Origin of the sequence: Corynebacterium sp. 13CS0277 (assembly GCF_002994655.1) — a bacterium.
Lineage (GTDB): Bacteria > Actinomycetota > Actinomycetes > Mycobacteriales > Mycobacteriaceae > Corynebacterium.
Window position 1 is genome coordinate 59,816 of the sequence record NZ_PPDL01000014.1, and the last position, 25,120, is coordinate 84,935.

The following is a 25,120-nucleotide window of genomic DNA, read 5'->3' on the forward strand; positions in this document are numbered from 1 at the left end:
CACGGGGCACAACGGCGGCAGCCACCCGCCCCTCCCGGGCACACCCCCTCGGGCGAGGGCCCCGCCACCCGTGGCGACCGGGTGGCGGGTGGAGACTACTCGGCTTTGGTGCTGCGCCCCATGAGGTTTTTCACCATATCGGCGACGTTGCCGTCGGCGTGGCAGACACCAAAGACAGCTTCGGTAATTGGCATGTCCACTTCGTGCGCCTGGGCGAGGTCCCACACGGAACGGCTGCTGGTCACGCCTTCGGCGACTTGGCCGTGGGTGGCGTGGGCGGCCTGTTCGAGGGAATCGCCCCGCCCGAGACGCACGCCGAAGGAGCGGTTGCGGGACAGCGGGGAGGAACAGGTGGCGACCAGGTCGCCGAGGCCCGCCAACCCGGAGAACGTGCGGGCGTCGGCGCCGAGCGCTTCGCCGAGACGGGCGATCTCCGCCAGGCCGCGGGTGATGAGCGAGGCGAGCGTGTTCTCCCCCAGCCCGCGGCCGGTCGCCATGCCGCAGGCCAGGGCGATGACGTTCTTACAGGCGCCACCAATTTCGCAGCCGATGACGTCAGTGTTGGTGTAGGGGCGGAAGTAGCCGGTGGCGACGGCCTGCTGCACGGCGCGGGCGCGCGCCTCGTCGGTGCAGGCGATGACGGTGGCGGCCGGCTGCTCGAGGGCGACCTCCCGGGCGAGGTTCGGCCCGGAGAGCACCGCGATCCGTTCCGGGGAGGCGCCGGTAACCTCCGCGATGACTTCACTCATGCGCAGGTGGGTGCCCTTCTCGATACCTTTCGCCAGGCTCAGCAGGGTTGCTTCCTCCGGGATGACGTCCCGCCACTGGGCGAGGTTGCTGCGCAGCGTCTGGGAGGGCACGCCCAGCACGACGATGTCAGCGCCGGCGAGCGCCGCCGCGGCGTCCGCGGTGGCGGTAATCTCGTGCGGCAGCGTCAGCCCGGGCAGGTAGTCGACGTTTTCCCGGGTGATCTGGATGGTCTTCGCAACCTCTTCGCGTCGCGCCCACAGGCGCACCGTGGAGCCCGCGTCGGCGAAGACTTTCGCCAGGGTGGTGCCCCAGGATCCTGCACCCATCACTGCTACTGTGCTCACGTCTGCCTCGCCTCTTCACATGAAGTCTTGGTCGGTGTCGTTCGCGGCACCCGGCGGGAGCCCTCGCCCCCGCGCAGCACCGCTTGGTCGGTCTTCCAGTGTAGCCAGGCACCCGAGCCGACCGCGCGAGAACGCCGCATACGACGTCCACGGCTGCGCGATCCGCACGCATCAGTGTGCCCCGCAGCTCCGCGCGGTGGTTCAATAGAGCACAACACGTCGTCCCCATCCCCTGCTTGGAGGTACCCCTTTTGTCCCGCGGCCAGCACGAAGACGCCAAGGATTCCGGCGGCACCACCGCCCTGACCGGCAGGTACCAGACGATCCCGGCGAAAGTCGCAGAGATGTTTACCCGGCCCACGTTTGCGGCCGGTGCGGTGCTGTGGCGTTTCCACCCCGACCAGGATGCCCACCCCGGTGAGCGCCAGTTCGCGGTGATTCACCGCCCCCACTATGACGACTATTCCCTGGCGAAGGGCAAGGTCGACCCCGGCGAGAACCTGCCGGTGTGCGCGGTGCGCGAAATTGAGGAAGAGACTGGGTACACGGTGCGCCTGGGTCAGCTCGTCGGGCACGTCACCTACCCGGTGGGGTCCCGCACCAAGGTCGTCTACTACTGGCTCGCGGAAGTCACCGGCGGCGAGTTCGTGGCGAATAAGGAAGTCGACGTCATCGAGTGGGTGGATGCGGACACCGCGCAGTCCATGGTTTCCTATGACCTTGACCGGGACGTGCTCGCCAAGGCTGTCAAGCGGCTCGGCCTCGACGTCGATGCGCAGCTGATCTTGGTCCGGCACGCGCACGCGCACGCCCGCCGCACGTGGGCGGGCAATGATGCGCTGCGCCCGCTGGATAAGAAGGGCCGCCGCCAGGTGGAGTTCCTGCCCGGGATGGTGGCGGGCTACCGCCCGACGGCGGTGATCAGCGCCCCGCCGAGCCGCTGCCTGCAGACCGCAGAGCCGCTCGCGCAGGCGCTGGACCTGCCCTTGGAGGTCGATGAGCTGCTGGGCGATGAGGCGTGGGTGGCACAGATGGCGCAGGCCAAGGCCCGCATCAGTGAGCTCGTGGCCTTTGGCGAGTGCCCGGTGGTGGTGTCCCAGGGGCTGGCGATTCCGGACATTCTTGCCTGGTTGAGTGCCGATGGCCGCTTGCCGCTGGACGAGGTGGAGACGAAGAAGGCAGGTGTGTGGGTGCTGGGCTTCCACGCCGGCGAGTTGGTGTGCGCTGACTACCTGGCCTCGCCCCTGCCGCTGAAGTAGCGCCCCTCCCCTGCGTCGCCCCGTGACGAGCATCCGGGGCATCACGCGAAAAAACACCCGCGGGGGACGTGATGAGGTTTTTTGATCACGTCCCCCGCGGGTGTCTGCGTCTGTAGGCGGCTGCGGTGCTCGCTGTCGCACAGTACCTCGCTATCGATGATGGAGGTACTACCCCAGGCACGGTGATGCGGGGAGCAAAAGCACAATGACCCAGAAAAGCAGACGACCTCCGGAACTGAAACCAGTTCTGGAGGCCGTCTACCTTTCTCTTCTTCGTGTTCTAGTTTACATACACACGAAAGATGCGCAAAATCGGGGCTTGACCTGCGCGAACAGTGGAATTTTTGAGCCCTTCACAGCGCAATGGTCGCATCATTGCGTGCGTGCTTATGCGTTCGCAGTGTCCTCGTCGACGCGGGCTGGGAGGGTGGCCGGCTTGAAGGCGGGGCGGCGCGCCTCGTAGGCACTGATCGCATCGTCCTGCCGCAGGGTCAGCCCGATATCGTCGAGGCCTTCCATGAGCCGCCAGCGGGTGTAGTCGTCCACGTCGAAGGTGAACACGTGCGCCCCTGCGCTCACGGTGCGGTCGTCCAGGTTGACGGTGAGTTCCAGGCCGGGGGTCTCCTCGAGCAGCTTCCACAGCAGCTCAATGTCGTCCTGTGCCAGGGTGGCGGCCAGCAGGCCGGCCTTGCCGGCGTTGCCGCGGAAGATGTCGGCGAAGCGGGAGGAGAACACGACGCGGAAGCCGTAGTCCATGAGCGCCCACACGGCATGCTCACGGGAGGAGCCGGTACCGAAGTCGGGGCCGGCGACGAGAATGCTGCCTTGACGGTAGGCGTCCTGGTTCAGCACGAAACTGGGATCATTGCGCCAGGAGGAAAACAGCCCGTCCTCGAAGCCGGTGCGGGTGACGCGCTTGAGGTAGACGGCGGGGATGATCTGGTCGGTGTCGACGTTGGAGCGGTTGAGCGGCACGCCGACGCCGGTGTGGGTGAGGAACTTGTCCATGAGTTTCTTCTCTGCGGGGGTTGGGATGAGTGTGGGGTGCGCGGCTTAGACGGCGGCGAGATCGGAGGGCGCGGCCAGGTGGCCGGCGACGGCGGTCGCGGCGGCCACCTGGGGGCTGACCAGGTGGGTGCGGCCACCCTTGCCCTGCCTGCCTTCGAAGTTGCGGTTGGAGGTCGATGCGCAGCGCTGGCCCGCGCTCAACTGGTCGGGGTTCATCCCGAGGCACATGGAGCAGCCCGGCTGGCGCCACTCGGCACCGGCAGCGCGGAACACCTCGTCGAGGCCTTCGGCTTCCGCGAGCTGCTTGACGCGCGCAGACCCGGGGACGATGAGCATCCGCACCCCGTCGGCGACGTGGCGGTCGCGCAGGATCTCGGCGACGGCCCGCATGTCCTCAATGCGGCCGTTGGTGCAGGAGCCGACGAACACGGCGTCGACGTCGAGGTCGCGCAGCGGGGTGCCGGGGACGAGGCCCATGTAGTCGATAGCCTTCGCGGCCGCCTTGCGCTCTTCTTCGTCGGTGAAGTCCTCGGGGCTGGGCACCGCCTCCGACAGGGGTAGCCCCTGCCCCGGGTTGGTGCCCCAGGTGACGAAGGGGGTCAGTGCGGAGCCATCGATATCGACGACCGTGTCGAAGGTCGCGCCCTCGTCGCTCTTCAGCGAGGACCAGTACTCCACCGCCGCATCCCAGTCGGCGCCCTGCGGCGCGTGGGGGCGCCCCTTGAGGTAGTCGAAGGTGACCTGATCGGGGGCGATCATGCCGGCGCGGGCGCCGGCCTCGATGCTCATGTTGCAGATCGTCATCCGGGCTTCCATGGAGAGCTTCTCAATGGCGGGGCCCCGGTATTCGATGATGTGCCCCTGGCCGCCGCCGGTACCGATCTTGGCGATAATCGCCAGGATCAGGTCCTTCGCGGTGACATCCGGGCCGAGTTCGCCGTGGACGTTGATGGCCATCGTCTTAAACGGCTTGAGCGGCAGCGTCTGGGTGGCCATGACGTGCTCCACCTCGGAGGTGCCGATGCCGAAGGCGATCGCCCCGAACGCGCCGTGGGTCGCGGTGTGGGAGTCGCCGCACACCACCGTCATGCCCGGCTGGGTGAGCCCCAGCTGGGGGCCGACGACGTGCACGATGCCCTGCTCCGTGTCGCCCATGGGGTGGATGCGGACGCCGAACTCTTCGCAGTTCTTCCGCAGGGTCGCGACCTGGGTGCGGGACACCTCGTCGGCGATTTCCTGGATCGCACCGGTGGAAATGCCGGTGGTGGGCACGTTGTGATCCTCGGTCGCGATCGTGAGATCCGGGCGGCGCAGGCGACGCCCGGCAAGCCGCAGGCCGTCGAAGGCCTGGGGGCTGGTCACCTCGTGCAGGAGGTGGAGGTCGATGTAAATCAGGTCCGGCTCGTCGCCGGAACCTTGTGCCACGATGTGGTCGCGCCAGACTTTCTCGGCCAGGGTGGTGGGCTGGGTGGCCGTGGAAGCGGTCATGTGCTCCTCCAGGGATGTGCCGTCGAGCGGCAAAGGGTCGAACAGGAACGGGTGTGGGATGAGGGGTCGAAGAAGAGGGCGGGGCACCGGGCTGCGGCACGACGCTGGGGGTGAGTCCAGCGGGCACCGCGTCTAGGGCCCTGGGCGCGCGGTGCGCCACGCACACTCTACGGCGGCGACGCGGCGCGCGGGCGGGTTTTCCACCGGCAACTGCGCACACTCACCCCTTCGACTACCCCACCTTCAGGGGTGTCGGGGGTGCGGCGGGCGCGCGCGGAATGACACTGGGAGCCGTTCGCGACGGCGGGTTCCCGCCACGGGGCTGCATCTCACGGTGTGAGCCGTTAGACTAGCCAGGGTTCCACCGCGTGAAACCCTGTCCCGCGATAAGGGATACGACTCACCATATACGAGATGGTAGTCCCGCACAATGAGACGCTAGTATCACCATATGGGAAAGAATAGCATGACTGACGCTCCCGCCGAAAGCGGAATCAAGGTCCTCGACCGCGCCGTCGCGATCCTCACCACGGTCGCCGCCCGCCCACACTCCCTGGCGGAACTGTGCGCAGCGACCGGCCTGCCCCGCGCCACGGCGCACCGCCTCGCCACCGCCCTAGAAACCCACCGGATGCTGGCCCGCACCTCCGATGGGCGCTGGAGTATCGGCAGCACCTTCTCGTCGCTGTGCGCGTCCACCCCGGACCGCCTCATCGACGCCGCCACCCCCGTCATGTCCGCCCTCATGGAGGCCACGGGGGAATCCGTTCAGCTGTACCGCCTGTCCGGCACGCACCGCATCTGCATCGCCGCTGTCGAACCCTCCTCCGGGCTGCAGAACACCGTGCCGGTCGGCTCCCGCATGCCGCTCACCCACGGCAGCGCCGCCCGCATCTTTATGGCCTATGCCTCGGAGGCGTTCCGCCAGGCGATCCTGCCGACCGCCGTCTTTGACGAGACTGATTTGAGTCGAGTGCGCGCCCAGGGCTTCGCCGCCACCGTCGCCGAGCGCGAACAGGGGCTGGCCTCCATCAGCATGCCGGTGTTCGACCACGGCCACGTCGTCGCCGCGCTCAGTGTCTCCGGCCCGGCGGAACGTTTCCTGCCCTCCCCGAAGGAGCGCTTCTACGACCAGCTCCACGACGCCGCACGGCAGCTCTCCGACGCCTTGGCGTAATACTCACACCCTGTCCCCGGCCCCGGCGGCATCCCACCACAACCCCCTGCGGGGAGGATGCCTGCCGGGGTCGACGCGTACCCGCACCACGCTGTGGGACTTACACGCGGGGCACGCCCTGCTCCACCCGCACCGTCATGTCGAGGCGCAGTGTCTGTCCCGCCGGCAAGGGCTCCCCATCGCCTGCGGCACCGTGAATCATCGGCTCGACGCACACGAAATCCAACCAGCCCTCATCCGGCATGTCGGCGAAACCACGTGCTTGCTCCACACCGGGATTCCACACAACGAACGTGTCCGCCGCATCAGAGGACACCGTGATGGTGCGTCCCGCCACCGGGTCGACGATCGACAGCGTCCGCGCCCCGCGCACACCACGGTCGTATCCGGCCTCCGTGAAAGTGATGGTGTCTTTCATCGGGGCCTGGAACGTACCCGGGCCACGGAAGTCAGCGATCACCGCCGCGCCAACGCCCTTCACGGTGGCCTGGCGGACATCCCCAAGGGCGAAGTACGGGTGGAAGCCCAACTGCAGGGCCATGTCCTCCACGCCTGTGTTGCGGGCCTCCAGGCGGCACACAAAACCCGACACCGCAGCGGCGGCAGCATCAGCGTCTGCGAGCTGCACATCGACCGTGTAGCGATACTCCACCCCATCGAACGTCAGGGTGGCTTCCAGGTGGGTCTCCGTGGCGTCGACAATCGTCCATTCTTCCCGCCGCAGCACCCCGTGGCTGGGCAAGGTCGGGAACGCTGCCGCCATGCGGGTGCCGAACTGCGGGCCAATGAGCGGAATGCCGCCGCGGATCGGAGCCTCAGGCATCCGCCGCGTCTCCGGGGAGGTGTACAACACGTCTCCGATCGCGGTGACGTGGGCACCAGCGGTGTCACAAGCAAGGATTGAGTCAGTCATGCTTCTAGCCTAGGCCTGCAGCCTGCTCCCCCGCCGCCGCATCATCCACAGCCATAGGTCCCACGGCCACGTGAGTCCGCCCCTTGAGGACAAAAGCAAAACCCGCCTCAGTTTTCACTGAGGCGGGTGATGTGTACCCCGTACGGGATTTGAACCCGTGTTACCGGCGTGAGAGGCCGGCGTCCTAGGCCGCTAGACGAACGGGGCTCGTCTGTGTCCGTATCGGACTCGCACAATAGTAATGACGCAAGGCCACGGGCACAAATCGCCACGTCAGGAACCTGTTTATCCCGCAGTCCATCACAGTGGCGACAGTGCCCCACGCACCCCCAGTTGGGGCGTAGCCATCACCGGGAAGCAGATATGCGACAACCTCCCACGACAAGTGTCGGTGGGAGGTTGTCTCGTTGTACCCCGTACGGGATTTGAACCCGTGTTACCGGCGTGAGAGGCCGGCGTCCTAGGCCGCTAGACGAACGGGGCGCGGTACAGCACTCACCACATCTGTGGTGTGTGCAGCTGCCCTACCTGGACTCGAACCAAGAATAAAGGAACCAGAAACCTTCGTGTTGCCAATTACACCATAGGGCATCTGTTGCATCACAGGAGCCACGAGCCCTTGACGGACCCTGTCACTCCAGTCGCGCAACGAGAAGCTATTTAACCACACGAATTCGACGTGTGACAACAGGCTTCCCCTGGGCGGCCGCGAGCGCCGTGCGCTCACCACCGCGCTGAAGCATGCGAAAACCTCCCACGATAAGCATCGGTGGGAGGTTATGCATTGTACCCCGTACGGGATTTGAACCCGTGTTACCGGCGTGAGAGGCCGGCGTCCTAGGCCGCTAGACGAACGGGGCGCGGTACAGCACTCACCACATCTGTAGTGTGTGCAGCTGCCCTACCTGGACTCGAACCAAGAATAAAGGAACCAGAAACCTTCGTGTTGCCAATTACACCATAGGGCATTATCTTCGCTTCGCTTCCCACTGTGGGGCGCTCGGCGCGACGGGAGATAATATAACCATACGGCGAGAGCCTTGACAACTCCCCTGGTCAGAGCGCCTCTGGGACCTTCCACACGCGGACACCCCGCACCCCCACAGATAACTGTGGGAGGGCGGGGTGCGCGAGTTCGCGGGTGCGGCGGCGTCGGCCGGGCGCGTGTTAGGCCTCCGGGGCGACGTAGGGGGTCACCGCGAGGGCTGCCTTGAGGCGCGCGAGGGTGGATTCCTTACCGAGGAGTTCCATGGACTCGAACAGCGGCGGGGAGATCTGCTTGCCGGAGATCGCGACCCGCAGCGCACCGTAGGCCTTGCGGGGCTTGAGTTCGAGTTCCTCGATGAGCCGGCTCGACAGGGCTGCCTCAATAGGGCCGGTGGTGAAGTCCTCGACGCCCTCGAGGACGGCAATGGCCTCCTCCAGGGGCTGCACCGCATCCTCCTTGAGGTTCTTCTTCGCCGCCTTCTCATCGAGCACCAGGTCGGCGTCGCTGGTGATGAGGAAGCGCAGCAGATCGTCGGCGTCTTCAAGCTTCTTGATGCGGGTCTGGACGAGCTCCGCGGCGAAGGCGAACTTGTCGGCCGGGTAGTCGGCGGGGAAGCCCTTGTAGGTCTCCAGGTAGTCGCGCAGGCGGCCGGTGAAGTCCTCCAGGCTCAGCAGGCGGATGTGGTCGGCGTTGATCGCTTCCAGCTTCTTCTGGTCGAAGCGCGCCGGGTTCTTCAACACGTCTGCCACGTCGAAGTTGGCGACGAGCTCCTCGATGGAGAAGATGTCCTGGTCCTTGGACAGCGACCACCCGAGCAGCGCCAGGTAGTTGAGCATGCCCTCGGGGATGATGCCGGCGTCGCGGTGGTGGAAGAGGTTGGATTCCGGGTCACGCTTGGACAGCTTCTTGTTGCCCTCACCCATGACGAAGGGCAGGTGCCCGAACTGCGGGGTCTGCGTGGCGACCCCGATGCGCTCCAGGGCCTCGTAGAGGGCGAGCTGGCGGGGGGTGGACGGCAGCAGGTCCTCGCCGCGCAGCACGTGGGTGATGCCCATGAGCGCGTCATCGACGGGGTTAACGAGGGTGTACAGCGGCGCACCGTTGGAGCGGGCGACAACGTAGTCGGGCTGCGTCTCCGGCTGGAATTCGATCTCCCCGCGCACGAGGTCGTTCCACTTCCACACCTTGTGCGGCATCTTCAGACGCCACACCGGCTTGCGGCCTTCGGCCTCGAAGGCGGCGATCTGCTCGGCGGTGAGGTCGCGGTCGAAGTTGTCGTAGCCGAGCTTCGGGTCGCGGCCGGCGGCGACGTGGCGGGCCTCGACTTCTTCCGGGGTGGAGTACGCCGGGTAGACGTCACCGGACTCCTTGAGCTTGGCGAGCACATCCTGGTAGATGTCCGCGCGCTGCGACTGGCGGTAGGGGGCGTCCGGGCCGCCGACGTCCACGCCCTCATCCCAATCGAGGTGCAGCCACTTCAGGGAGTCAATGATCGCCTGGTAGGACTCTTCCGAGTCGCGGGCCGCATCGGTGTCTTCGATGCGGAAGACCAGCTTGCCGCCGGTGTGGCGGGCATAGGCCCAGTTGAACAGGGCGGTGCGGACCATGCCGACGTGAGGGGTACCCGTCGGCGAGGGGCAGAATCGTACGCGAACTTCCTTCATGGTCGACAAGCATACCGCCCACCGTCGCATCCGCCGCCGGCGGCCTGTCACCCCCGGGCGCAGTAGAGTCAGTGGGGTTATGGTCGATTCCCGCCCCGCCGGCATCCCCGCCGGCGCCCCTGATTTCCTGCTGTCCCGCGAGCATTCCGCGATCCGCACCCGCGGCCGCCGGGAGGTGTTCCGCAACCCGTGGGATGCGGTGGAGGCGCTGCGGTCCGGCGCGGTGGACATCGTGGTCGGCGCGCTGCCGTTTCTGCCGACCTCCGACGGCACGACCGCAGAGATCACCAGTGGGGTGGCCAGCGAGGGCGCGCCGGCGGCGCTCACGGTGCCGGAGCACATCGAGCGGAGCAGTTCTCCCCTGGAGCCGCCGGCGTACTACCGGGCGAGCATGGGGGCGCCGGTACACAGCCGGGTGCTGGGGATGGCGCCCGGCCGGGAGGAGCACCTGGCGACGGTGGCGGCGGCGATCGCCACGATGGAACGCACCAGCCTCGACAAGGTGGTCCTTGCACGCCGGGTCGATGTGGAGTGCACCCCGGGACTGGACCCACGACTCATCGCGGCGCGGCTGCTACATGACGAGGAGTTGCGGAACTGTTTCCTCGCGGACCTCTCCCCCGCCGGTGGCGGCACCCTGGTGGGGTCCTCCCCGGAAGTGCTGATCCAGAAGCAGGGCCGCCGGATCTCCGTGCAACCGTTGGCGGGCAGCCGGCCGCGCCGGCGGGCGACCGCCGGCAGTTGTGCCGCCCGGTCAGCGCACAACGCCCGCGATTTCCGCGCCGCCGAGGCGGAGCTGCTGGCCTCGAGCAAAGACCTCGCGGAGCACGCGTTCGTGGTGCAGCACCTGCAGGAGGCGTTGGCTCCGCTGGCGCGGAACCTGCGGGTAGAGGGCCCGTTCGTCACAGGCACGACCGACATGTGGCACCTGGCGACCCGCATTGAGGGCGAGGTCGACGATGCCGAGTGCACGGCACTGGAGTTGGCGTTGCTGCTGCACCCCACCCCGGCGGTGTGTGGCACCCCGACGGAGGAAGCCTACGCGCTCATCGACCTCGCGGAGGGCGACAGCCGGGGCTTCTACGCGGGCGCGGTGGGGTGGGCGGACCGTCACGGCGACGGGGAGTTCATGGTGGCGATCCGCTGCGCGGAGGTCTCCCCCGACGGCCGGCACCTGCGCGCCTGGGCGGGCGGTGGCATTGTGGCGTCCTCCGACCCGCAAGCCGAGTACGCGGAAACCACCGCGAAGCTGCGCACCATCATGCGCACCCTGGGCTTCCGCCCCGAGGAGTACAGCGACTAGCGGACCGCACCCGCCGCGCGCGGCAAGTCCCGACGCTTGATATAGACGACCGCCAGGGACACCAGCGCGACGATCGCGAGCACGAACAGCTGGTGGAACACCACATCCCAGTGGTGCGACAGCTCGAAGGGCGGGATGAGGCGCAGCACGTGAATCCGATCGTCCGGCCCGGAGGGCAGTCCGCGGTCGATGCGTTCCCGGATCAGGGTGATGATGAGCAGGACGACCACAAGCACTGCCCCGATGATGCGGAAACGCCGCTGCGTGGGCGCCCACAGCGCCACGATCGCCAGCGCAATGCTGACGTAGACGATGCCGTAGGCGACCTGCTCGATGGCGAGGAAGAGCCGGTTGCTTCCCGATTCGTCGTCGAGCAGCATGTAGGCAATGGGGCTCAGTGCGCTGAGCAGCCCGAGGAGGATCGCAGCCCCGAGGAGGGCGAGTGCTTCGAAGCGTTGCGCGAGCAGCCACCCGCGGGCGAGTCCCTTGCTGCGGTAGGTGAAGATCTCCGCCGAGCCGAGGGCGGATGCCGCCGTCGCCACACTGAGCGGCATGTGGAGGTGCATGCCGAAGTTATGGTTGATGCCCCACAGGAGGCACAGCGCAGTAAAAATCACGCCCTGGCCAATGGCCAGCATGCGCACCGTCGGTTGAAGGTCCGGGTCGGCAACTGTCACTGCGCGCACGCGCCATCCTTTCGCACGGGGAGGAAAACCACGCTGGGGCCCAGCGGGTCACAGGTGTCTATCGGCCCCATGGTAGCGGGGGAAGACACAAACACCAGCGCCCGCGCGAAGGAGAAGATCCTCGCCGGTGGGCGCTGGTGTCGCATCCGGGGGTGGGGTTAGGCGGCTTCGACCGGGTTGCCGAGGCGCCCGATGCCCGGGATTTCGATTTCGATGTAGTCGCCGGGGGTCATCGGCGCGGTACCCGCAGGGGAGCCGGTGCAGATGACGTCGCCGGGCAGCAGCGTCATGGAGGCGGTGATGAACTCGATGATTTCCCCGATGTTCATGATCATCTGGTTGGAGTTCGAATCCTGCTTGGTCTCCGTCACACCATTGTGGGTGAGGTGCGCCTTGATGGGCAGGTTGGTCACATCGATGGCGTCGAGGTTCGTCTCAATCCACGGGCCGAGCGGTGCGAAGGTGTCAATACCCTTGGCGCGAGCCCACTGGCCGTCGGCGAACTGCAGGTCGCGGGAGGACACGTCGTTGATGATGGTGTAGCCACGCACCACGCTGCGCCAGTCCTTGGCTTCCACATTCTTGCAGGGGCGGCCGATGACGAGGGCGAGTTCGCCTTCGAATTCAACCTTGGTGGCGAAGGAGGGAATCTTAATGGCCGCGCCGGGGCCGATGACGGCCGTCGGGGGCTTGAGGAACAGCGTCGGCGGCAGCGACTCGGCACTCTTGTGGAACACCTCGGCGACGTGGTCGGCGTAGTTGCGGCCGATCGCGACAATCTTGGAGGGCAGCATCGGCGCGAGCAGGCGCACATCCTTGAGCGGATATTCTTTGCCGGTGTATTCCGGGTCACCAAAGGGGTGGCCGGCGATGGCCTTCGCGACGGCCGCGTCGCCGTCGCCTTCGATGACGCAGAAGGTCATTCCTTCAGGGGTTGCAATTCGTCCAAAACGCATGCGGCAAGCCTACAAAAATTTTGTCGCCCTGTGGGAATCCCCCACCGAGGACGTCCCGCGACGTGGGAAGACCGTTCCATTTACCCCCGACGGGTGCCCCCACCGAGCCCCTCGCCGGTGCACCCCACGCCACCGGGCATCGGCCTGCACTCCCCCGCCCGGCGCGCCCCGGCGGCTACAGCAGCAGTGGGCCCAGCGTGGTGGCTTTGCCGTGCGCGACCAGGGCGAGGTAAAGCTCGGCGCAGGCGAGGGCGTCGGTGAGCGCGTGGTGGCTGCGGTAGTGCGGCAGGCGATAGCGGGCGCGCACGCGCGGCAGTCGCAGGTCCTCCCCGCGCGGGTAGGTGGCCATGCGTTCCATGTGGCGGCGTTCCAGGGCGAAGGTGTCGACGGTGGGCACGGTGAGGTCGGCGTGGAAGTGGGTGCGGCAGGCGTGCCCCAGGAAGCCGTGTTCCATGGCTGCGTAGTGGACGAGCATGGCGCGCCCCTGGAGTGCTGTGAGGAGTTGGGCGAGGGCGTCGGCGGCGGGAACGCCGCCGGCGATGTCCGTGTCGGTGAGCCCGTGGATGGTGGCTGAGTGCCCGACGGCCGGCTCCGCGTCCGCCGCCCCTTGGAGGATGACGTGGCCGGCCCCGGAGAGGTCGATGGTGAGCCCGTTGACGGGGACCCATCCGATGGACAACAGCTGGTCGCGCCCGGGGTGCAGGCCGGTGGTTTCCACGTCGACGGCGAGCAGGGGTGCGGAGTGCAGCGGGGTCGCGGCGTCGGGGTGGGGGTGGGTGTAGAACTCGGCCAGGGGGCCGTGGGCCTGGCGGGCGTGGCGTTTGCCGCGCAGGCGGTCGAAGATGCCGGCCATGGTGTGCGTGCCTCCTTGCGGTCGGTGTGGGGTGGTTGCTGGGCTGTGTGGCCGTGGGCTACATGGTGCGGATGGGGAACTTGGTGGCGAGCGCGTTTTGGATGGACTTGACGATGTGGAAGGCGTCGCGGAGGTGCTCGCGGTCGAGTTTGCTCAAGTCCTTCGGGTCGATGTGGTAGTCGGGGGTGTCGCCGCGGCGGAGTTGGGTGACTTGGTGGCGCAGGGCGATGGTGCTGAGGAAGTCGAAGGCGTCGCGCAGGTCGGCGGCACCGCGTTCGGAGAGCAGCCCGTGCCCGGCGGCGGCGGTGAGGCGTTCCCGGGTGCCGAGGGCGGGGACGTCGGCGGCGATGGCGTAGAGGCGGGCCATCTGCACGATGGCGGCGATGCCGCCTTTTTTCACGTCGAGGGTGTGGGCGTAGTCCCCGGAGCGTTCGACGACGAGGCCGCGGAAGAAGCCGAGTGGGGGTTCGCGGCGGGCGGCGAGCGCGGCGAGGTGGGCGTGGAAGCGGGGCGCGGTGTGTGCTTGGGCGACGGCGGCGTGGTGGACCGCCTCCCCGAGGCTCACCGTGCCGGCGATGGGGCGCATGTCGAAGAAGACTTGGGCGGCGAGCAGCGCGTCGGGTTCGGGGGCGGTGATCCACTGGTGGAAGTGCTGGTGCCACTGGGTGACGGTCATGCGCCAGGCGGGGTTGCTGGCCATCATGTCGCCGGGGCACAGCACTTGGCCGGCGTGGTCGAGTCCGGTGCACACCCTGCGGGACAGCTCACTGAAGTAGTCGCCGTGGGCGGCCGCATCGAAGCTGTCGTCGAGGATGAGGGCGTTGTCTTGGTCGCTGGCCAGGCCCATGCCCCGGCGGCCTTGGGAGCCGAGAACGACGAAGGCGTAGGGCACGGGCGCGGGCCCCAGCTCGTCTTCGGCGAGGTGGATCATCCGCTTCGCGAGCGCGTCCGCCGCCACGGTGAGCAGGCCGGTGACGTCTTCGGCGCTGGTGCCGCGCTCGACGAAGCGGGCGGCGACCTGCCCCGCGGAGGAGTACACGGCGGCGAGTTCCTCCGGGGTGCTTCTGCGGGAGAGGTCGGCGGTGAGGTAGATGGGGTCGTGCTGGAGCAGGCGCATGATGTCGGCGCTGGCGACGATGCCGACCAGCCGCCCCTCGTCGACGACGGGCAGGTGGTGGATGCCGAGTTCCGCCATGGTGAGCATCGCCTCGAAGGCGAGGGTGTCGGGGGTGGCGGTGCGGGGGCGGGCGGTCATGATGGCGGTGACCGGGAGGGTGACATCCATGTTGTCCGCGACGACGCGGCCGCGCATATCCCGGTCGGTGACGATGCCGTGCAGCTCGCCGGAGTCGACGACGAGGAGGGAGCTGACGTTGCGTTCCTGCATGGTGCGGGCCGCCTGCTGGATCGTCATCTCGGGGTGGACGTGGGCGGGCTCGGGGATCATGAACTCCCCCAGCCGGGTGCGCAGCACGTCACTGCCGGGTTCCTGGCGGAGCTGGGTGGCTGCGGCCCGCATGCGCGCCGACTGGGAGGAGAAGTAGCGGGCCACATCCGCGTGCGCGCCGACGAGTTTTTCCACGTGCGGGCGGGCGAGTGCGATGAGGAGGGTGTCTTCGACGGCCACCATGTCGTAGCGGCTGATGTTCTCCCCCATGATGGTGGAGTAGCCGAAGCAGCGCCCCTGATCCCGGCGGTCGAGCAGCACCCCGGAGTCGTCCACGATGTCGACCGCCCCGGAGCGGATCATGTACAGCTCATCGTTGGGGTTGCCGACGGCGATGATGGTGGTGCCGCGCCGCACATACGACAGGGTCATGTGGTGGGCGATGTCGTCGAGGACGTCGCCGGGCAGGTGGCAGAAGGGCTCCACGGTGTCCAGCAGGTGGCGGACTTCTTCAACTTCGACGCTCATGGCACGCATCCTAGCGTGTGCCGCAGAACATATCTGGCCATTGAACGTAATCCACACCATAGGGGGTAGTGGTGCGGCACCCCCACACCAGCGCCCATCCTTAGCGCAGCCACACCGAAGTGCGCGTGCTGCCGGTGGGGGTCCCTGCGCGCTAGAGTTCCACCCATGGCACCACACCCCGCCCACGACACCCCCAGCCCCAGCACCCCCGCCCCGCAGGTCGCGCCGGGAACCCGCCCGCACCCCATCGGCGACTACCGCGTGGCGTGGACCGAGGAGCTGTCCCACGCGGCGCGCCGCATCGCCGCCGCAGGCACAGCAGCCGAGGTCCTGCCGCACCCCACAGCCCCTGCGGAATCGGTGCTGCTCGCCGCCGTGGAGGAGTCCATGGTGCCCGCGGGCCACGTGCTCTTCCTGGAGGCCGGCGGCCGCACCGACCGCTCCAGCCTTGCCGCGGCGACCCTCACACCGCTTGCCGCAGACCCCTCCACCCATGCCGTGGCGATCAGCGTGCCCGCCGGCTGGGCGGGCGGGGTGCGACTGCTGCCCATCCCCGCCGGGGAAACTCCCCCGCCGGGGCCCGCGCAGCGCCAGTGGTGGCTGAACATCTGCACGCACGGCACTCGCCTCGACCTGCGGCCCGCGGGCCCTGCGGTGCGCACCTCGAAGGGAATGGTCACCGCCTTAGGTGCGGTGGAAAGCCCCCTCGACTGCGCGGCCCTGACCCCCGCAGCAACCACCTGGGTGCCGCACCCGGATGCCGCCGCGCAGGCCGCGCAGGATATCCCCGCGCTCATGGTGAGCACCCGTACGACCGCATCCGCCGATGCACGCCTCGGGGTGGTCGTCTTCGACGGGCCCCACGGGCTCGCCGCCGGCGTGCCCACCCTCCTCCACGCCGCGGGCGCCGACACCGTGCTGCTGGTGGACAACGGCCAGCAGATGGAAGTCCGCGCCCACAACCTGTTGGACTCCGAGGAGTTTCTCGACCAGGTGGCGGCCGCCATGGCCGCCCACCACACCCCGGGCATGCGGTGGGCGGTCGCAGGCTCCTCCTACGGGGGTCTCGGCGCGGCCCGGCTGGCCGCCCGGCACCCGCATCTCGTGGATGCGGCGATCTGCGCCTCCACCCCATGGGCGCGCCTCAACCTCCCCACCCCCGGCCCTGCGGCCACGACAACCCAGGCGCCCCTGGTGGTCATGGTGAAAGGCTCCGGCGAGTGGCTCTTCCCCCAGGCAGCTCAGACAGCCGCGGCGGAGACGCTGCGCGCCCGGGGCCACCGCGTGGAGGACACCACCTTCCCCGGCGGGCACGACATGACCTGGTGGCGGGAAGTCTTCGCCGCCGCCCCGCTGCTGCTGTCCGGCACGCCCACGCTGGCCGAGGCCCGGCGCGCCGCGGCCGCCCGCTACCGGCACACCACCGACACCCAGTCCGCGCAGCACTAACCCCGGGGCACGTCACCCCCAGGGGTGGCGCAAACGCATAAGGTCTGCCTAGTCTGTGCCGGTGAAGTTTTCTCCCCACTCCGTACCCATCCCCCTCGTGCTCATCGTGATGGTGATCGTGCTGGGGATCAGCTGCATCGCCAGCCTCACCGTCGGCTCCCGCGCCAACAGCCTTGCCGATGGCCTGCAGTCCATCCTGCCCGGCCTGCGCGACGACGAAGGCGCGGGCGAACTCGCCGTCATCATCCGCACCCTGCGCATCCCCCGCACCATTGTGGCGGTGCTCGCCGGCATCGCTCTCGGCGCGGCGGGCGCCCTCATGCAGGGCTACACCCGCAACGCCCTGGCGGATCCCGGCATCCTCGGCATCAACGCCGGCGGCGCATTCGGCGTCGTCGCCGTCGTGTTCTTCGGGGTGGCGGAAACCCCCGCCGAATACGTGTGGGCCGCGCTCGCCGGCTGCCTGTGCGCCACACTGGTGGTCTTCGCGGTGAGCTCCACCGGCAAGATGGCGGCGAATCCTTTGTCGGTGATCCTCGCCGGCGTCGCGCTGAGCGCACTGCTCATGGCGGTGGTGCACGGCCTGGTGCTCGCCGACTTCAACACCCTGGACACCTTCCGCGCCTGGGCAACTGGCTCGGTTGCGGATCGCGGCTGGCCCGTCATCCGGGCCGTCGCACCCCTGGCCACCGTCGGCCTCCTGCTGTCCCTGGTGCACGGCCGGGCGCTCAACGCGCTGAGCCTCGGCGGGGACGTCGCCACCTCCCTCGGCGTGCCGGTCGCCCGCTACCGGGGACTCGGCATGATCACCATCGCCTGCCTGGGCGGTGCTGCGACCGCCGCCGCCGGCCCCATCCACTTCATCGGGTTGGCCGCCCCGCACATGGTGCGCGGCATCCTCGGCGTCGACTACCGCCTCCTGGTCCCCGCCGCAGCGCTGGTCGGCGGCATCCTCGCCCTGTGGGCAGACATGCTCGGCCGCTTGATCGCCCGCCCCGGCGAACTAGAAATGGGCCTCGTCCTGGCACTGTTCGGCGTGCCGTTCTTCATCGCTCTCGTGCGCCGTAACAAGGTGGTGGCCCTGTAATGACCACGCCACACACCACCCCCACCCCGGACCGCGCCACCACGCAGGCCAACTACACGCCGCGCACGCTCCGGGCGGGCCGCATGACGATCATCGTCCACCCCCGCACCATCGTCGTCAGCGTCCTCCTCGCCGCCGGCCTCGTCGCGGCCGCCATCTGGGCCATCACCGTCGGCGACTACCCGCTGACCCCACACCAGGTCGTCGCCGCCTTCACCGGCGGCGGGGACGACATCTCCCGCACCATCGTGCTGCAGTGGCGCGCCGGGCGCGTGGCCGCCGGCCTCGCGGTGGGGGCGGCGCTGGGCATGGCAGGGGCGCTCACCCAGTCGGTGGCGCGCAACCCCCTGGCGTCGCCGGACGTGCTGGGGATTTCCTCGGGCGCGTCGGTGGCGGTCGTCGCCGCCCTCACACTGACGGGGCGGTCGGCGGTGGCGGATGCCGCGCTGAGCAACCTTGGTGTGCCGCTCATCGCCATCGTCGGCGGGTTGGCCACCGGCATCGTCATGTGGCTGCTCGCGGGGCGCACCTCCCGGGACAACATGCTGCGCCTGGTGCTCACCGGCGTGGCGGTGTCCATGTTCCTCTCCGCGGCGACGACGTGGCTGCTGGCCCGCGCGCAGCTTGACCAGGCGGCGGGCGCGAAGCTGTGGCTCACCGGCTCCCTGGTGGCCCGCGACTGGGGCGAAGCGATCCCCGCGCTTGTCGTCGTGGCCGTGTGCATCGGCTTCGCCGGCTGGTTGGCGTTCGCCCTGCAGGCGCTGACCCTGGGCCCGGATGTGGCCCACATGCTGGGGCACAATGTGCGCCGCGCGCAGGGCGCACAACTCGTCGTCGCTGTCGTGCTCACCGCCGTGGCGGTGGCGGCCGCGGGCCCCATCGCCTTCGTCGCGTTCGTGTGCCCCCAGATCGCGCTGCGGCTGTGCGGCAGCACCACCCCGCCGCTGGTGCCCTCCGCGCTGGTGGGGGCGCTCCTGCTCGTCGCCGCCGACGTGGCGGCCCGCACCGCCCTGCCTTGGGAGGTGCCGGTCGGTATCGTCACCGCCGCCGTTGGTGCCCCGGTGCTGTTGGCGCTGGTGATCCGCCTCAACCGGAAGACCACGTAAACACCGCCCACGCCCAGCCATCCACCCCGGCTCTGTTTTTTCTCTCCCGTTTTGCTCCCCTTGTTCCCGCTTTCAACGTTTGGCTCCCCATGACTGCTACTCCCCCGCACTCCTCCCACCCCACACCCCAGGCGTCCCCCGCGCCGTCCGCCGCCGCGTCCGCAGCGTCCTCCCCGCAGGGGGATGTGTTTGTGCTGCGCGGTGTGGAGGCCGGCTACGGCACGCCCATCCTCCACGACGTGCACGTGAACATTCCCCGCGGGGTCCGCACCACGCTCATCGGGCCCAACGGGTGCGGTAAGTCCACGCTGCTGAAGACGATGTGCGGGCTGCTGGAGCACAGCGGCGAGGTCGAATTCGAAGGCCAGCTGTTTGAGTCCTTGGGCCGGAAGGAACGGGCCCGCCGGTTGAGTTTGCTGCCGCAGTCGCCGACCGCACCGGATGGGCTGCGCGTCATGGAGCTCGTGGCCCGGGGCCGGCACCCCCACCAATCGTGGTTGCAGCAGTTCAGTGCCGCGGACGCGGAGGCCGTGGACCGGGCCCTGGAGGCAACGAACCTGGTGGAGTTCGCCGAGCGGCCCTTGAGTGAGCTCAGTGGCGGGCAGCGGCAGCGCGCCTGGCTGGCGATGGCCATCGCCCAGGATGCACCGACGGTGCTGCTGGACGAGCCGACGACGTACCTGGATCTCACGCACAGCATCGATGTGCTGGAGATGGTGACCACCCTGTGCCGGGAGCAGGGCCGCACCGCAGTCATGGTGCTGCACGACCTCAACCTGGCGGTGCGCTACTCCGACCATCTCATCGCAATGCGGCAGGGCCGGGTGGTGGCCGCCGGTACCCCCGAGGAGATCATCACCCCGGAGCTGTTGGCCGAGGTGTTCGCCCTCGACGCGCACGTCATGACCTGCCCGGTGACCGGCAAACCGCTGATCATCCCGAAGGAACGCAACCGTCGCGCCTAAGACGCGGGCACGCACCCGGCGCGGGTGTGGTGCCGCACCTCGGCGGCACCCGGGGTGTGACGTGGGGTGTACGCTGCGGCTTTCTTCACATTCTCCCGCGGCTATGGGTCTCGCGGGGAGGGACGGCGGGGGTAAATCTGCCCTATTGTCACCCCCACACCCCGCAGATATGTGTAGGGTTACAACAGACCGACTTTCCATCCACCTTTCGGAGGACCTGACTGTTATGACTTCCCGCCGCTTCCGCCTGCGCACGACGGCTGCCATCCTGGGCGCGTCCGCCCTGGCGCTCACGGGCTGCTCCAACTCGGAGACCGACTCCACCGGTGCCGCGACCTCCACCGCCGCCACCTCCGCCGCAGCCGCCACCCAGGCAGCCGAGGCTTCCTGGCCGCGCACGATCTCCACCCCGAAGGGCGACGTGGAAATCAAGGAGCAGCCGAAGCGCATCGTCTCCACCGCGGTGACCCTCACCGGCTCCCTGCTGACCATCGACGCCCCGGTCATCGCGACCGGCGGCGCGAAGGCGGACACCCCGCTGGCTGACTCCGACGGCTTCTTCAAGCAGTGGGCTGAGGTCGCCCACGAGCGCGACGTCAAGCCCCTGTACCAGCTCACCCCGAACGCTGAGGCGATCCTCGCCGAGCAGCCGGACCTGGTGATCATGGCCGCCTCCGGCCAGGATTCCGCCGTGGATCTCTACGACCAGATTTCCGCCGTGGTGCCGACCATCGTCATCGACTACTCCGATAAGGACTGGCAGGAGATCGCCACCGAGCTGGGCGAGGCCACCGGCCTGGAGGCCAACGCTGAGCAGGCGATCGCCGACTACAACAAGGAGATCGACGCCATCAAGGCTGACATCGCTCTCCCGGAGCAGCCGACCAGCGCCCTGGTGTACAACCTGAAGAAGGCCGAGTACAACATCTTCACCAAGGACTCCGCACAGGGCCGCCTGCTGACCTCCCTGGGCTTCACCGTTGCTGAGCCGGATGCGTCCCTCGGCAACAACGCCAAGGAAGGCAAGAAGCGCTCCGACATCGTCACCGTCTCCGGCGAGAACCTCTCCCAGGCGCTCAACGGCGAGTCCGTCGTCATCATCGCGGGCGATGAGAAGAACGTCACCGCCCTCAAGGAGAACCCGACCCTGGCTGAGGCTCCCTACGTCACCGGCGATCGCGTCTACGACGCCGGCCTGGACTCCTTCCGCCTGGACTCCTACTCCTCCATCGACATGGCTCGTCGCCTGCAGGAGCAGCTCGCGAAGTAACGCAACCCCCCTGGTGTGAGAGCGGAAGCCCGCCTCACCCCGCACCCGGCCGCCGCACAGCAACCCCGATGAAGGGCGCTGTGCGGCGGCTTGTGTATTGCGCCCTCAATGTGAGGGTTCACAGCTGCCACCCGCCGTCACACAATGAAACAGCCCCTGTGTCCACGCCCCGCACGCGATGCGGGTGTGACGCAAAAAAAATGGGGCTACGTGGGGGCGCGCGTGTCTCCAAGAAACACCACCGGCCGCCGGCTCCCCCATCGGTGGGGTCCGGCGGCCGGTGGTAGGTGGCGCGTCTGTGCTGTTAGCGGCGCACGGCGGCGGCGATACGATCGCCGACCTCGGTGGTGCGGATGGGGCCGTCACCCCGCTGGGCCACGTCCGCCGCCACGGCCTCTTCGATGGCGCGGGCATTGTCCTCGTCGCCGAGGTGGCGCAGCATCATCGCCGCGGACAAAATCGCGGCCGTCGGGTCGGCGATGCCCTGGCCAGCGATATCCGGCGCGGAGCCGTGGACCGGCTCAAACATGGAGGGGTTGACCCCGGTGGCGTCAATGTTGCCGGAGGCCGCCAACCCGATGCCGCCGGTCACCGCACCGGCCAGATCGGTGAGGATGTCACCGAAGAGGTTGTCGGTGACGATGACGTCGTAGCGGCCCGGGTCGGTCACCATGTAGATGGTGGCGGCGTCGATGTGGTTGTAGTCGACGGTGACCTCGGGGTACTCGGCGGCCACCTCGTCGACGGTGCGCTGCCAGAGGGAACCAGCATTGACGAGCACGTTGGTCTTGTGCACCAGGGTCAGGTGCTTGCGGCGGGCCTGCGCGCGGGCGAAGGCGTCACGGACGACGCGCTCGACACCGTAGCGGGTGTTCTGGGAGACCTCGGACGCCACCTCGTGCGGGGTGCCCTCCCGGAGAGTGCCGCCGTTACCGCAGTAGAGCCCCTCGGTGCCTTCGCGGACGACGACGAAGTCAATCTCGCCAGGATTGGCCAGCGGGCTCGTGGAGGTCGGGTACAGCTTGCTGGGCCGCAGGTTGACGTGGTGATCCAGCGCGAAGCGCATCTTCAGCAGCAGGCCACGCTCCAGGATGCCGGGCGGCACCTGGCCGGGGGCACCGATCGCGCCGAGGAGGATGGCGTCGTGCTCCCGCAGGGAGGCCAGGTCCTCGTCGGTGAGGAGTTCGCCGTTGCGGGTGTAGCGGCGGGCACCCAGGTCGTACTCGGTGGTCTCGATGTCGTCGCGGACAGCTGCCAGGACCTTGAGTGCTTCGGCGGTGACCTCGGGGCCGATGCCGTCGCCACCAATCACGGCGAGTTTCATTCTGTGGACTCCTTTTCCCATTGGATAAGACGCCGCCTAGTCTAGCAAGCCCACCCACACCGCGCACCAGCATTTCTCCCCCACACCCCCACCCCCGGGGCGACCTACCCCAGTCGCCCCTGGTGGTAGCGCAGCGGTTCGCGAGTGACATCCACGTGACACTCCTCAACAAAGATGGTGACGATGGTGTGGTCACCGCCGTCAGCCCAGCTGGCCACCGTGCCGACGAAGAACGCCGCCGCCTCACTCAGCACCGGCACACCGGCATCACCCTCCCGACGCAATGGAACACCGGCAAAACGGTCGGGCACATGCCGGGCGAATTGCACCGCATGCTCCAGCTGCCCGTCGGAGAGCACACTCACCGCAACAGGGCATCCGGGCGCCAGGTGGGGCAACGTGTGGGAGGTGGATTCGATGGACACCAGCACCATCGCCGGCTCCAGGGACAGGGAGGCGAAGGCGCTGACCGTCATGCCATAGTCGACGCCCGCCGCGCGGGTGGTCACCACGGTCACCCCACTCGGGAACATTCCTGCCGCGCTGCGCAGCTCAGCACCACTGACCGTGGTGGGTGCCGCATCGGGGGAAAGCTCAGTCACAGCAGTCGACATTACACGTCCTTTCCTACGCTAGGCACACCTCCGGGGGCAGCGACAGCTGCCGCATCCACCCCCACATCCCCCACGCCCGCCACATCAACAGCGGGGGTAGCATCAGCCCCGTCGAGCTGGGCGAGTTCCCAGCGCAGCTGCGTCTCCGAGGGGGACTGCACGGGAATAAACGCCGCCTCCCGGAACCTGCGGGACGCCGGCGTGGACTTCGCATAGCCAGCGCCCCCGGCGACGCGGATCTCCAGGGCCGTGGCATCGACCGCCAGCCGCGCGGCCTCCAGGCGGAGTATGAGCAGCTCCCGGGCGGTGGCGCGACCCGCGCGCGCCAGGGACTCCTGGGTATCGATGGCTTCCCCCAGGCGCTGCTGCAGCTCGGCAAGATCCGGGGCAACCACCGCGTTCACCCCCTGCAGTCGGGACTGCGCCCCGCGCGCGGCCGCAGCCGCAAGGCCCAGGCACTCCGAGGTTTGCAGCACCACAAAGGTGGGTTTGACTGCGGCGACGAAGGCGGCGAAGTCGGCGGTGATGATCTGCGACTCCGGCACGAACACCCGCTCCAGGGTGACGGACGTGGAGGCAGTCGCATTCATGCCGAGCAGCTGGAAGGGCGCGCCGAGATCCACACCGGGTGCGGAGGCTTCGACGGCGAACACGATCGGCTGGCCGTCCTGCCCCAGAGCTGCGGTGACGATGACCGCATCGTCGTAAAGATTCGACGCCCACGCCAGTCGGCCAGTGACCTCCACCCCGCCCGGCACGGGCGAGGCAACGAGGTCGATCTCCCCGCAGCCGGATGCATATTTCATCGCCGCCGCCATGCCCGTCACCCCGGGGCGCACGCCGAGGGCAAGCTCATCCGCGATCTGATGCAACCGGGGACTGTGCCCCTGGCGCACATACGTCAACGCCATGAGGTGCGCCCAGGTACTAAACGCCACGGAGAGATCCTCCTCCGCCAGAGCCCGCACGGCGCGCGCCCGCGTCAACAGCGAGACCTCCGCACCGAACAGCCCCTCCTCGGCGAGCAGCGGCAGCACGTAGCGCGCCTCCAGCTGCCCTTGGTCGACAGCCGCTGCACTCCGCGCGACCTGGGCCAGAAGCGACGCATGCACGCTAGGCACAGAGTCGGCCGCGCTAAAGAATTCGGAGGCGGGAGCAGGGCGCCCCACACGCTGCCCCACCCCGGGTGGGGCCTCCCCCGCCACGCCATCAGCGGGGCGTGCAGCAGCAGCCGGGGTCGGACGGGAGGGGGACGGTTTCACAGCAGTCGTCATGTTCACAATCAACTTTCAGGGACGTGTTTACGGGGTGCAATAAGTTCTTAGCCGCGCGGCCCCACCCCCGGGGCAGCGACTGGAGTGCGCCAGGCGCATGCGTGGAGGGTGGCGGCACAGCGAATGGAGAAGAGAGGAATCGCCGCAGGCAGTCTGCGAACGGGGCTTACTTCAAGGTGGAGGTCAGCTGGGCCGGGCGGGTGTAGGTGTTGACCACCGGGGACCAGGTAATGGCGTCGTCGTGGATCTGCTGCAAGGTCTCCCGGTCGGCGTCGCCCTCAAGCTCGATGGAGACACGCACGTCGGACACGCCGGGGCGCTTGTGCTCCCCCAGATCGCCGACACCCCACGTCGGGGAGACATCGATATCGGACTCGATGTCGATGGCGATCTTGGTCAAGGTCACGCCCCGCTTGGTCGCGATCGCCTGCAGGCCCACGCTGATGCAGGATGCCAGCGCCGCCTGGGCGATCTCGGTGGGGTTTGCGGCCACATCGTCGCCGAGCAGCGCCGGCGGCTCCGCGACGACGACGGGGGCAAGGTCACGGATTTGGGTGTAATTGCGGAACTTGCCGTCAGCTTCCGTGTGCGTGCGGATCACCTTCCTGCCGCCCTCAGGGTTGGCGATGTTCTTGGCGGCGAGCTCGTCGAGACGCGCGGCGTCAATCGGCTCCAGCGGGGTGCCGTCGGCATGATTCGGAGTGAGGGAAGACATGAGTGCTCCTGT

The 25,120-nt window shown here is 68.4% G+C and carries 21 protein-coding genes and 5 tRNA genes; 8 read left to right on the forward strand and 18 right to left on the reverse strand.

The window, feature by feature from the left end; all coding sequences use genetic code 11:
- Positions 1-95: 95 nt before the first annotated feature.
- Positions 96-1,094: an NAD(P)H-dependent glycerol-3-phosphate dehydrogenase gene (locus C1Y63_RS07445; protein ID WP_106015830.1), complete on the reverse strand. Its 999-nt coding sequence runs from the start codon at positions 1,092-1,094 to the stop codon at positions 96-98.
- 251 nt (positions 1,095-1,345) lie between these two features.
- Between C1Y63_RS07445 and C1Y63_RS07450 the strand changes: the two genes are divergently transcribed.
- A complete protein-coding gene (locus C1Y63_RS07450; protein ID WP_233195636.1) occupies positions 1,346-2,353 on the forward strand; it encodes an NUDIX hydrolase in 1,008 nt (335 codons plus the stop codon).
- 387 nt (positions 2,354-2,740) lie between these two features.
- Here the strand turns inward: C1Y63_RS07450 and leuD are convergent, their stop codons facing one another.
- Both leuD and leuC read right to left on the reverse strand, forming a co-directional pair.
- Positions 2,741-3,361: a 3-isopropylmalate dehydratase small subunit gene (leuD, locus tag C1Y63_RS07455; protein WP_106015831.1), complete on the reverse strand. Its 621-nt coding sequence runs from the start codon at positions 3,359-3,361 to the stop codon at positions 2,741-2,743.
- Positions 3,362-3,406: 45 nt separating this feature from the next.
- Positions 3,407-4,849: a 3-isopropylmalate dehydratase large subunit gene (gene leuC / locus C1Y63_RS07460; protein ID WP_106015832.1), complete on the reverse strand. Its 1,443-nt coding sequence runs from the start codon at positions 4,847-4,849 to the stop codon at positions 3,407-3,409.
- A gap of 451 nt (positions 4,850-5,300) precedes the next feature.
- Between leuC and C1Y63_RS07465 the strand changes: the two genes are divergently transcribed.
- Entirely contained in the window at positions 5,301-6,026 is a 726-nt protein-coding gene (locus C1Y63_RS07465; protein ID WP_106015833.1) for an IclR family transcriptional regulator, read from the forward strand.
- A gap of 100 nt (positions 6,027-6,126) precedes the next feature.
- Here the strand turns inward: C1Y63_RS07465 and C1Y63_RS07470 are convergent, their stop codons facing one another.
- From C1Y63_RS07470 to gltX, 7 genes are all read right to left on the reverse strand, one after another.
- Positions 6,127-6,939 (reverse strand): hypothetical protein, encoded by an 813-nt coding sequence (locus C1Y63_RS07470; RefSeq protein ID WP_106015834.1) that lies wholly within the window; start codon positions 6,937-6,939, stop codon positions 6,127-6,129.
- 134 nt (positions 6,940-7,073) lie between these two features.
- Positions 7,074-7,146: transfer RNA gene (locus C1Y63_RS07475), tRNA-Glu, on the reverse strand.
- A 203-nt stretch (positions 7,147-7,349) separates the two neighbouring features.
- A tRNA-Glu gene (locus C1Y63_RS07480) sits at positions 7,350-7,422 on the reverse strand.
- A 36-nt stretch (positions 7,423-7,458) separates the two neighbouring features.
- Positions 7,459-7,530, reverse strand: a tRNA-Gln gene (locus C1Y63_RS07485).
- 196 nt (positions 7,531-7,726) lie between these two features.
- A tRNA-Glu gene (locus C1Y63_RS07490) sits at positions 7,727-7,799 on the reverse strand.
- 36 nt (positions 7,800-7,835) lie between these two features.
- Positions 7,836-7,907 (reverse strand) — tRNA-Gln (locus C1Y63_RS07495).
- 199 nt (positions 7,908-8,106) lie between these two features.
- On the reverse strand, positions 8,107-9,591 hold the full coding sequence (gene gltX, locus C1Y63_RS07500; protein ID WP_106015835.1) for a glutamate--tRNA ligase: 1,485 nt from the start codon (positions 9,589-9,591) through the stop codon (positions 8,107-8,109).
- Positions 9,592-9,670: 79 nt separating this feature from the next.
- Between gltX and C1Y63_RS07505 the strand changes: the two genes are divergently transcribed.
- Positions 9,671-10,894: an isochorismate synthase MenF gene (locus C1Y63_RS07505; protein ID WP_106015836.1), complete on the forward strand. Its 1,224-nt coding sequence runs from the start codon at positions 9,671-9,673 to the stop codon at positions 10,892-10,894.
- Here the strand turns inward: C1Y63_RS07505 and C1Y63_RS07510 are convergent.
- The 4 genes from C1Y63_RS07510 to C1Y63_RS07525 form a co-directional block, all read right to left on the reverse strand.
- The gene (locus C1Y63_RS07510) at positions 10,891-11,580 is read right to left on the reverse strand and encodes a hypothetical protein (RefSeq protein WP_106015837.1); all 690 of its coding nucleotides are present in this window, start codon (positions 11,578-11,580) and stop codon (positions 10,891-10,893) included. The two genes, C1Y63_RS07505 and C1Y63_RS07510, sit on opposite strands and share 4 nt — an antisense overlap.
- A 158-nt stretch (positions 11,581-11,738) precedes the next feature.
- Positions 11,739-12,536 carry a fumarylacetoacetate hydrolase family protein gene (locus tag C1Y63_RS07515; protein WP_106015838.1) on the reverse strand — a complete coding sequence of 266 codons (798 nt, stop codon included), beginning with the start codon at positions 12,534-12,536 and terminating at the stop codon, positions 11,739-11,741.
- A 175-nt stretch (positions 12,537-12,711) separates the two neighbouring features.
- Positions 12,712-13,389, reverse strand: coding sequence for an exonuclease domain-containing protein (locus C1Y63_RS07520; RefSeq protein ID WP_106015839.1), 678 nt, complete (start codon positions 13,387-13,389; stop codon positions 12,712-12,714).
- A gap of 58 nt (positions 13,390-13,447) precedes the next feature.
- On the reverse strand, positions 13,448-15,304 hold the full coding sequence (locus C1Y63_RS07525; RefSeq protein ID WP_106015840.1) for a putative nucleotidyltransferase substrate binding domain-containing protein: 1,857 nt from the start codon (positions 15,302-15,304) through the stop codon (positions 13,448-13,450).
- Between the two features lie 165 nt (positions 15,305-15,469).
- Here C1Y63_RS07525 and C1Y63_RS07530 point away from each other — a divergent pair, with 165 nt between their 5' ends.
- The 5 genes from C1Y63_RS07530 to fepB all read left to right on the forward strand — a co-directional run bounded on the left by C1Y63_RS07530 (position 15,470) and on the right by fepB (position 21,181).
- Positions 15,470-16,753: an alpha/beta hydrolase-fold protein gene (locus tag C1Y63_RS07530; protein ID WP_106015841.1), complete on the forward strand. Its 1,284-nt coding sequence runs from the start codon at positions 15,470-15,472 to the stop codon at positions 16,751-16,753.
- Positions 16,754-16,814: 61 nt separating this feature from the next.
- A complete protein-coding gene (locus C1Y63_RS07535) occupies positions 16,815-17,840 on the forward strand; it encodes an iron ABC transporter permease (protein ID WP_146128894.1) in 1,026 nt (341 codons plus the stop codon).
- Positions 17,840-18,946, forward strand: coding sequence for an iron chelate uptake ABC transporter family permease subunit (locus C1Y63_RS07540; RefSeq protein ID WP_106015843.1), 1,107 nt, complete (start codon positions 17,840-17,842; stop codon positions 18,944-18,946). Before C1Y63_RS07535 ends, C1Y63_RS07540 begins: the two co-directional genes overlap by 1 nt.
- A gap of 89 nt (positions 18,947-19,035) precedes the next feature.
- Entirely contained in the window at positions 19,036-19,911 is an 876-nt protein-coding gene (locus C1Y63_RS07545; protein ID WP_106015844.1) for an ABC transporter ATP-binding protein, read from the forward strand.
- A 226-nt stretch (positions 19,912-20,137) separates the two neighbouring features.
- Positions 20,138-21,181: a Fe2+-enterobactin ABC transporter substrate-binding protein gene (gene fepB / locus C1Y63_RS07550; protein ID WP_106015845.1), complete on the forward strand. Its 1,044-nt coding sequence runs from the start codon at positions 20,138-20,140 to the stop codon at positions 21,179-21,181.
- Positions 21,182-21,485: 304 nt separating this feature from the next.
- On the opposite strand, the gene C1Y63_RS07555 is transcribed toward fepB, so the two are convergent.
- The 4 genes from C1Y63_RS07555 to C1Y63_RS07570 form a co-directional block, all read right to left on the reverse strand.
- The gene (locus C1Y63_RS07555; RefSeq protein WP_106015846.1) at positions 21,486-22,505 is read right to left on the reverse strand and encodes a 3-isopropylmalate dehydrogenase; all 1,020 of its coding nucleotides are present in this window, start codon (positions 22,503-22,505) and stop codon (positions 21,486-21,488) included.
- A 104-nt stretch (positions 22,506-22,609) separates the two neighbouring features.
- Positions 22,610-23,107 (reverse strand): flavin reductase family protein, encoded by a 498-nt coding sequence (locus C1Y63_RS07560; RefSeq protein ID WP_233195637.1) that lies wholly within the window; start codon positions 23,105-23,107, stop codon positions 22,610-22,612.
- A gap of 11 nt (positions 23,108-23,118) precedes the next feature.
- On the reverse strand, positions 23,119-24,393 hold the full coding sequence (locus C1Y63_RS07565) for an acyl-CoA dehydrogenase family protein (RefSeq protein ID WP_233195638.1): 1,275 nt from the start codon (positions 24,391-24,393) through the stop codon (positions 23,119-23,121).
- Positions 24,394-24,559: 166 nt separating this feature from the next.
- Entirely contained in the window at positions 24,560-25,108 is a 549-nt protein-coding gene (locus C1Y63_RS07570) for an OsmC family protein (RefSeq protein WP_106015848.1), read from the reverse strand.
- Between the last annotated feature and the right edge of the window lie 12 nt (positions 25,109-25,120).

What these genes read in the sequence shown, in the direction of transcription:
- leuD (WP_106015831.1), bottom strand. Translation starts at nt 3,361, where the DNA reads ATGGACAAGTTCCTCACCCACACCGGCGTCGGCGTGCCGCTCAACCGC.
- leuC (WP_106015832.1), bottom strand. Translation starts at nt 4,849, where the DNA reads ATGACCGCTTCCACGGCCACCCAGCCCACCACCCTGGCCGAGAAAGTC.
- C1Y63_RS07465 (WP_106015833.1), top strand. Translation starts at nt 5,301, where the DNA reads ATGGGAAAGAATAGCATGACTGACGCTCCCGCCGAAAGCGGAATCAAG.
- C1Y63_RS07470 (WP_106015834.1), bottom strand. Translation starts at nt 6,939, where the DNA reads ATGACTGACTCAATCCTTGCTTGTGACACCGCTGGTGCCCACGTCACC.
- gltX (WP_106015835.1), bottom strand. Translation starts at nt 9,591, where the DNA reads ATGAAGGAAGTTCGCGTACGATTCTGCCCCTCGCCGACGGGTACCCCT.
- C1Y63_RS07505 (WP_106015836.1), top strand. Translation starts at nt 9,671, where the DNA reads ATGGTCGATTCCCGCCCCGCCGGCATCCCCGCCGGCGCCCCTGATTTC.
- C1Y63_RS07515 (WP_106015838.1), bottom strand. Translation starts at nt 12,536, where the DNA reads ATGCGTTTTGGACGAATTGCAACCCCTGAAGGAATGACCTTCTGCGTC.
- C1Y63_RS07520 (WP_106015839.1), bottom strand. Translation starts at nt 13,389, where the DNA reads ATGGCCGGCATCTTCGACCGCCTGCGCGGCAAACGCCACGCCCGCCAG.
- C1Y63_RS07525 (WP_106015840.1), bottom strand. Translation starts at nt 15,304, where the DNA reads ATGAGCGTCGAAGTTGAAGAAGTCCGCCACCTGCTGGACACCGTGGAG.
- C1Y63_RS07530 (WP_106015841.1), top strand. Translation starts at nt 15,470, where the DNA reads ATGGCACCACACCCCGCCCACGACACCCCCAGCCCCAGCACCCCCGCC.
- C1Y63_RS07540 (WP_106015843.1), top strand. Translation starts at nt 17,840, where the DNA reads ATGACCACGCCACACACCACCCCCACCCCGGACCGCGCCACCACGCAG.
- C1Y63_RS07545 (WP_106015844.1), top strand. Translation starts at nt 19,036, where the DNA reads ATGACTGCTACTCCCCCGCACTCCTCCCACCCCACACCCCAGGCGTCC.
- fepB (WP_106015845.1), top strand. Translation starts at nt 20,138, where the DNA reads ATGACTTCCCGCCGCTTCCGCCTGCGCACGACGGCTGCCATCCTGGGC.
- C1Y63_RS07555 (WP_106015846.1), bottom strand. Translation starts at nt 22,505, where the DNA reads ATGAAACTCGCCGTGATTGGTGGCGACGGCATCGGCCCCGAGGTCACC.
- C1Y63_RS07565 (WP_233195638.1), bottom strand. Translation starts at nt 24,393, where the DNA reads ATGACGACTGCTGTGAAACCGTCCCCCTCCCGTCCGACCCCGGCTGCT.
- C1Y63_RS07570 (WP_106015848.1), bottom strand. Translation starts at nt 25,108, where the DNA reads ATGTCTTCCCTCACTCCGAATCATGCCGACGGCACCCCGCTGGAGCCG.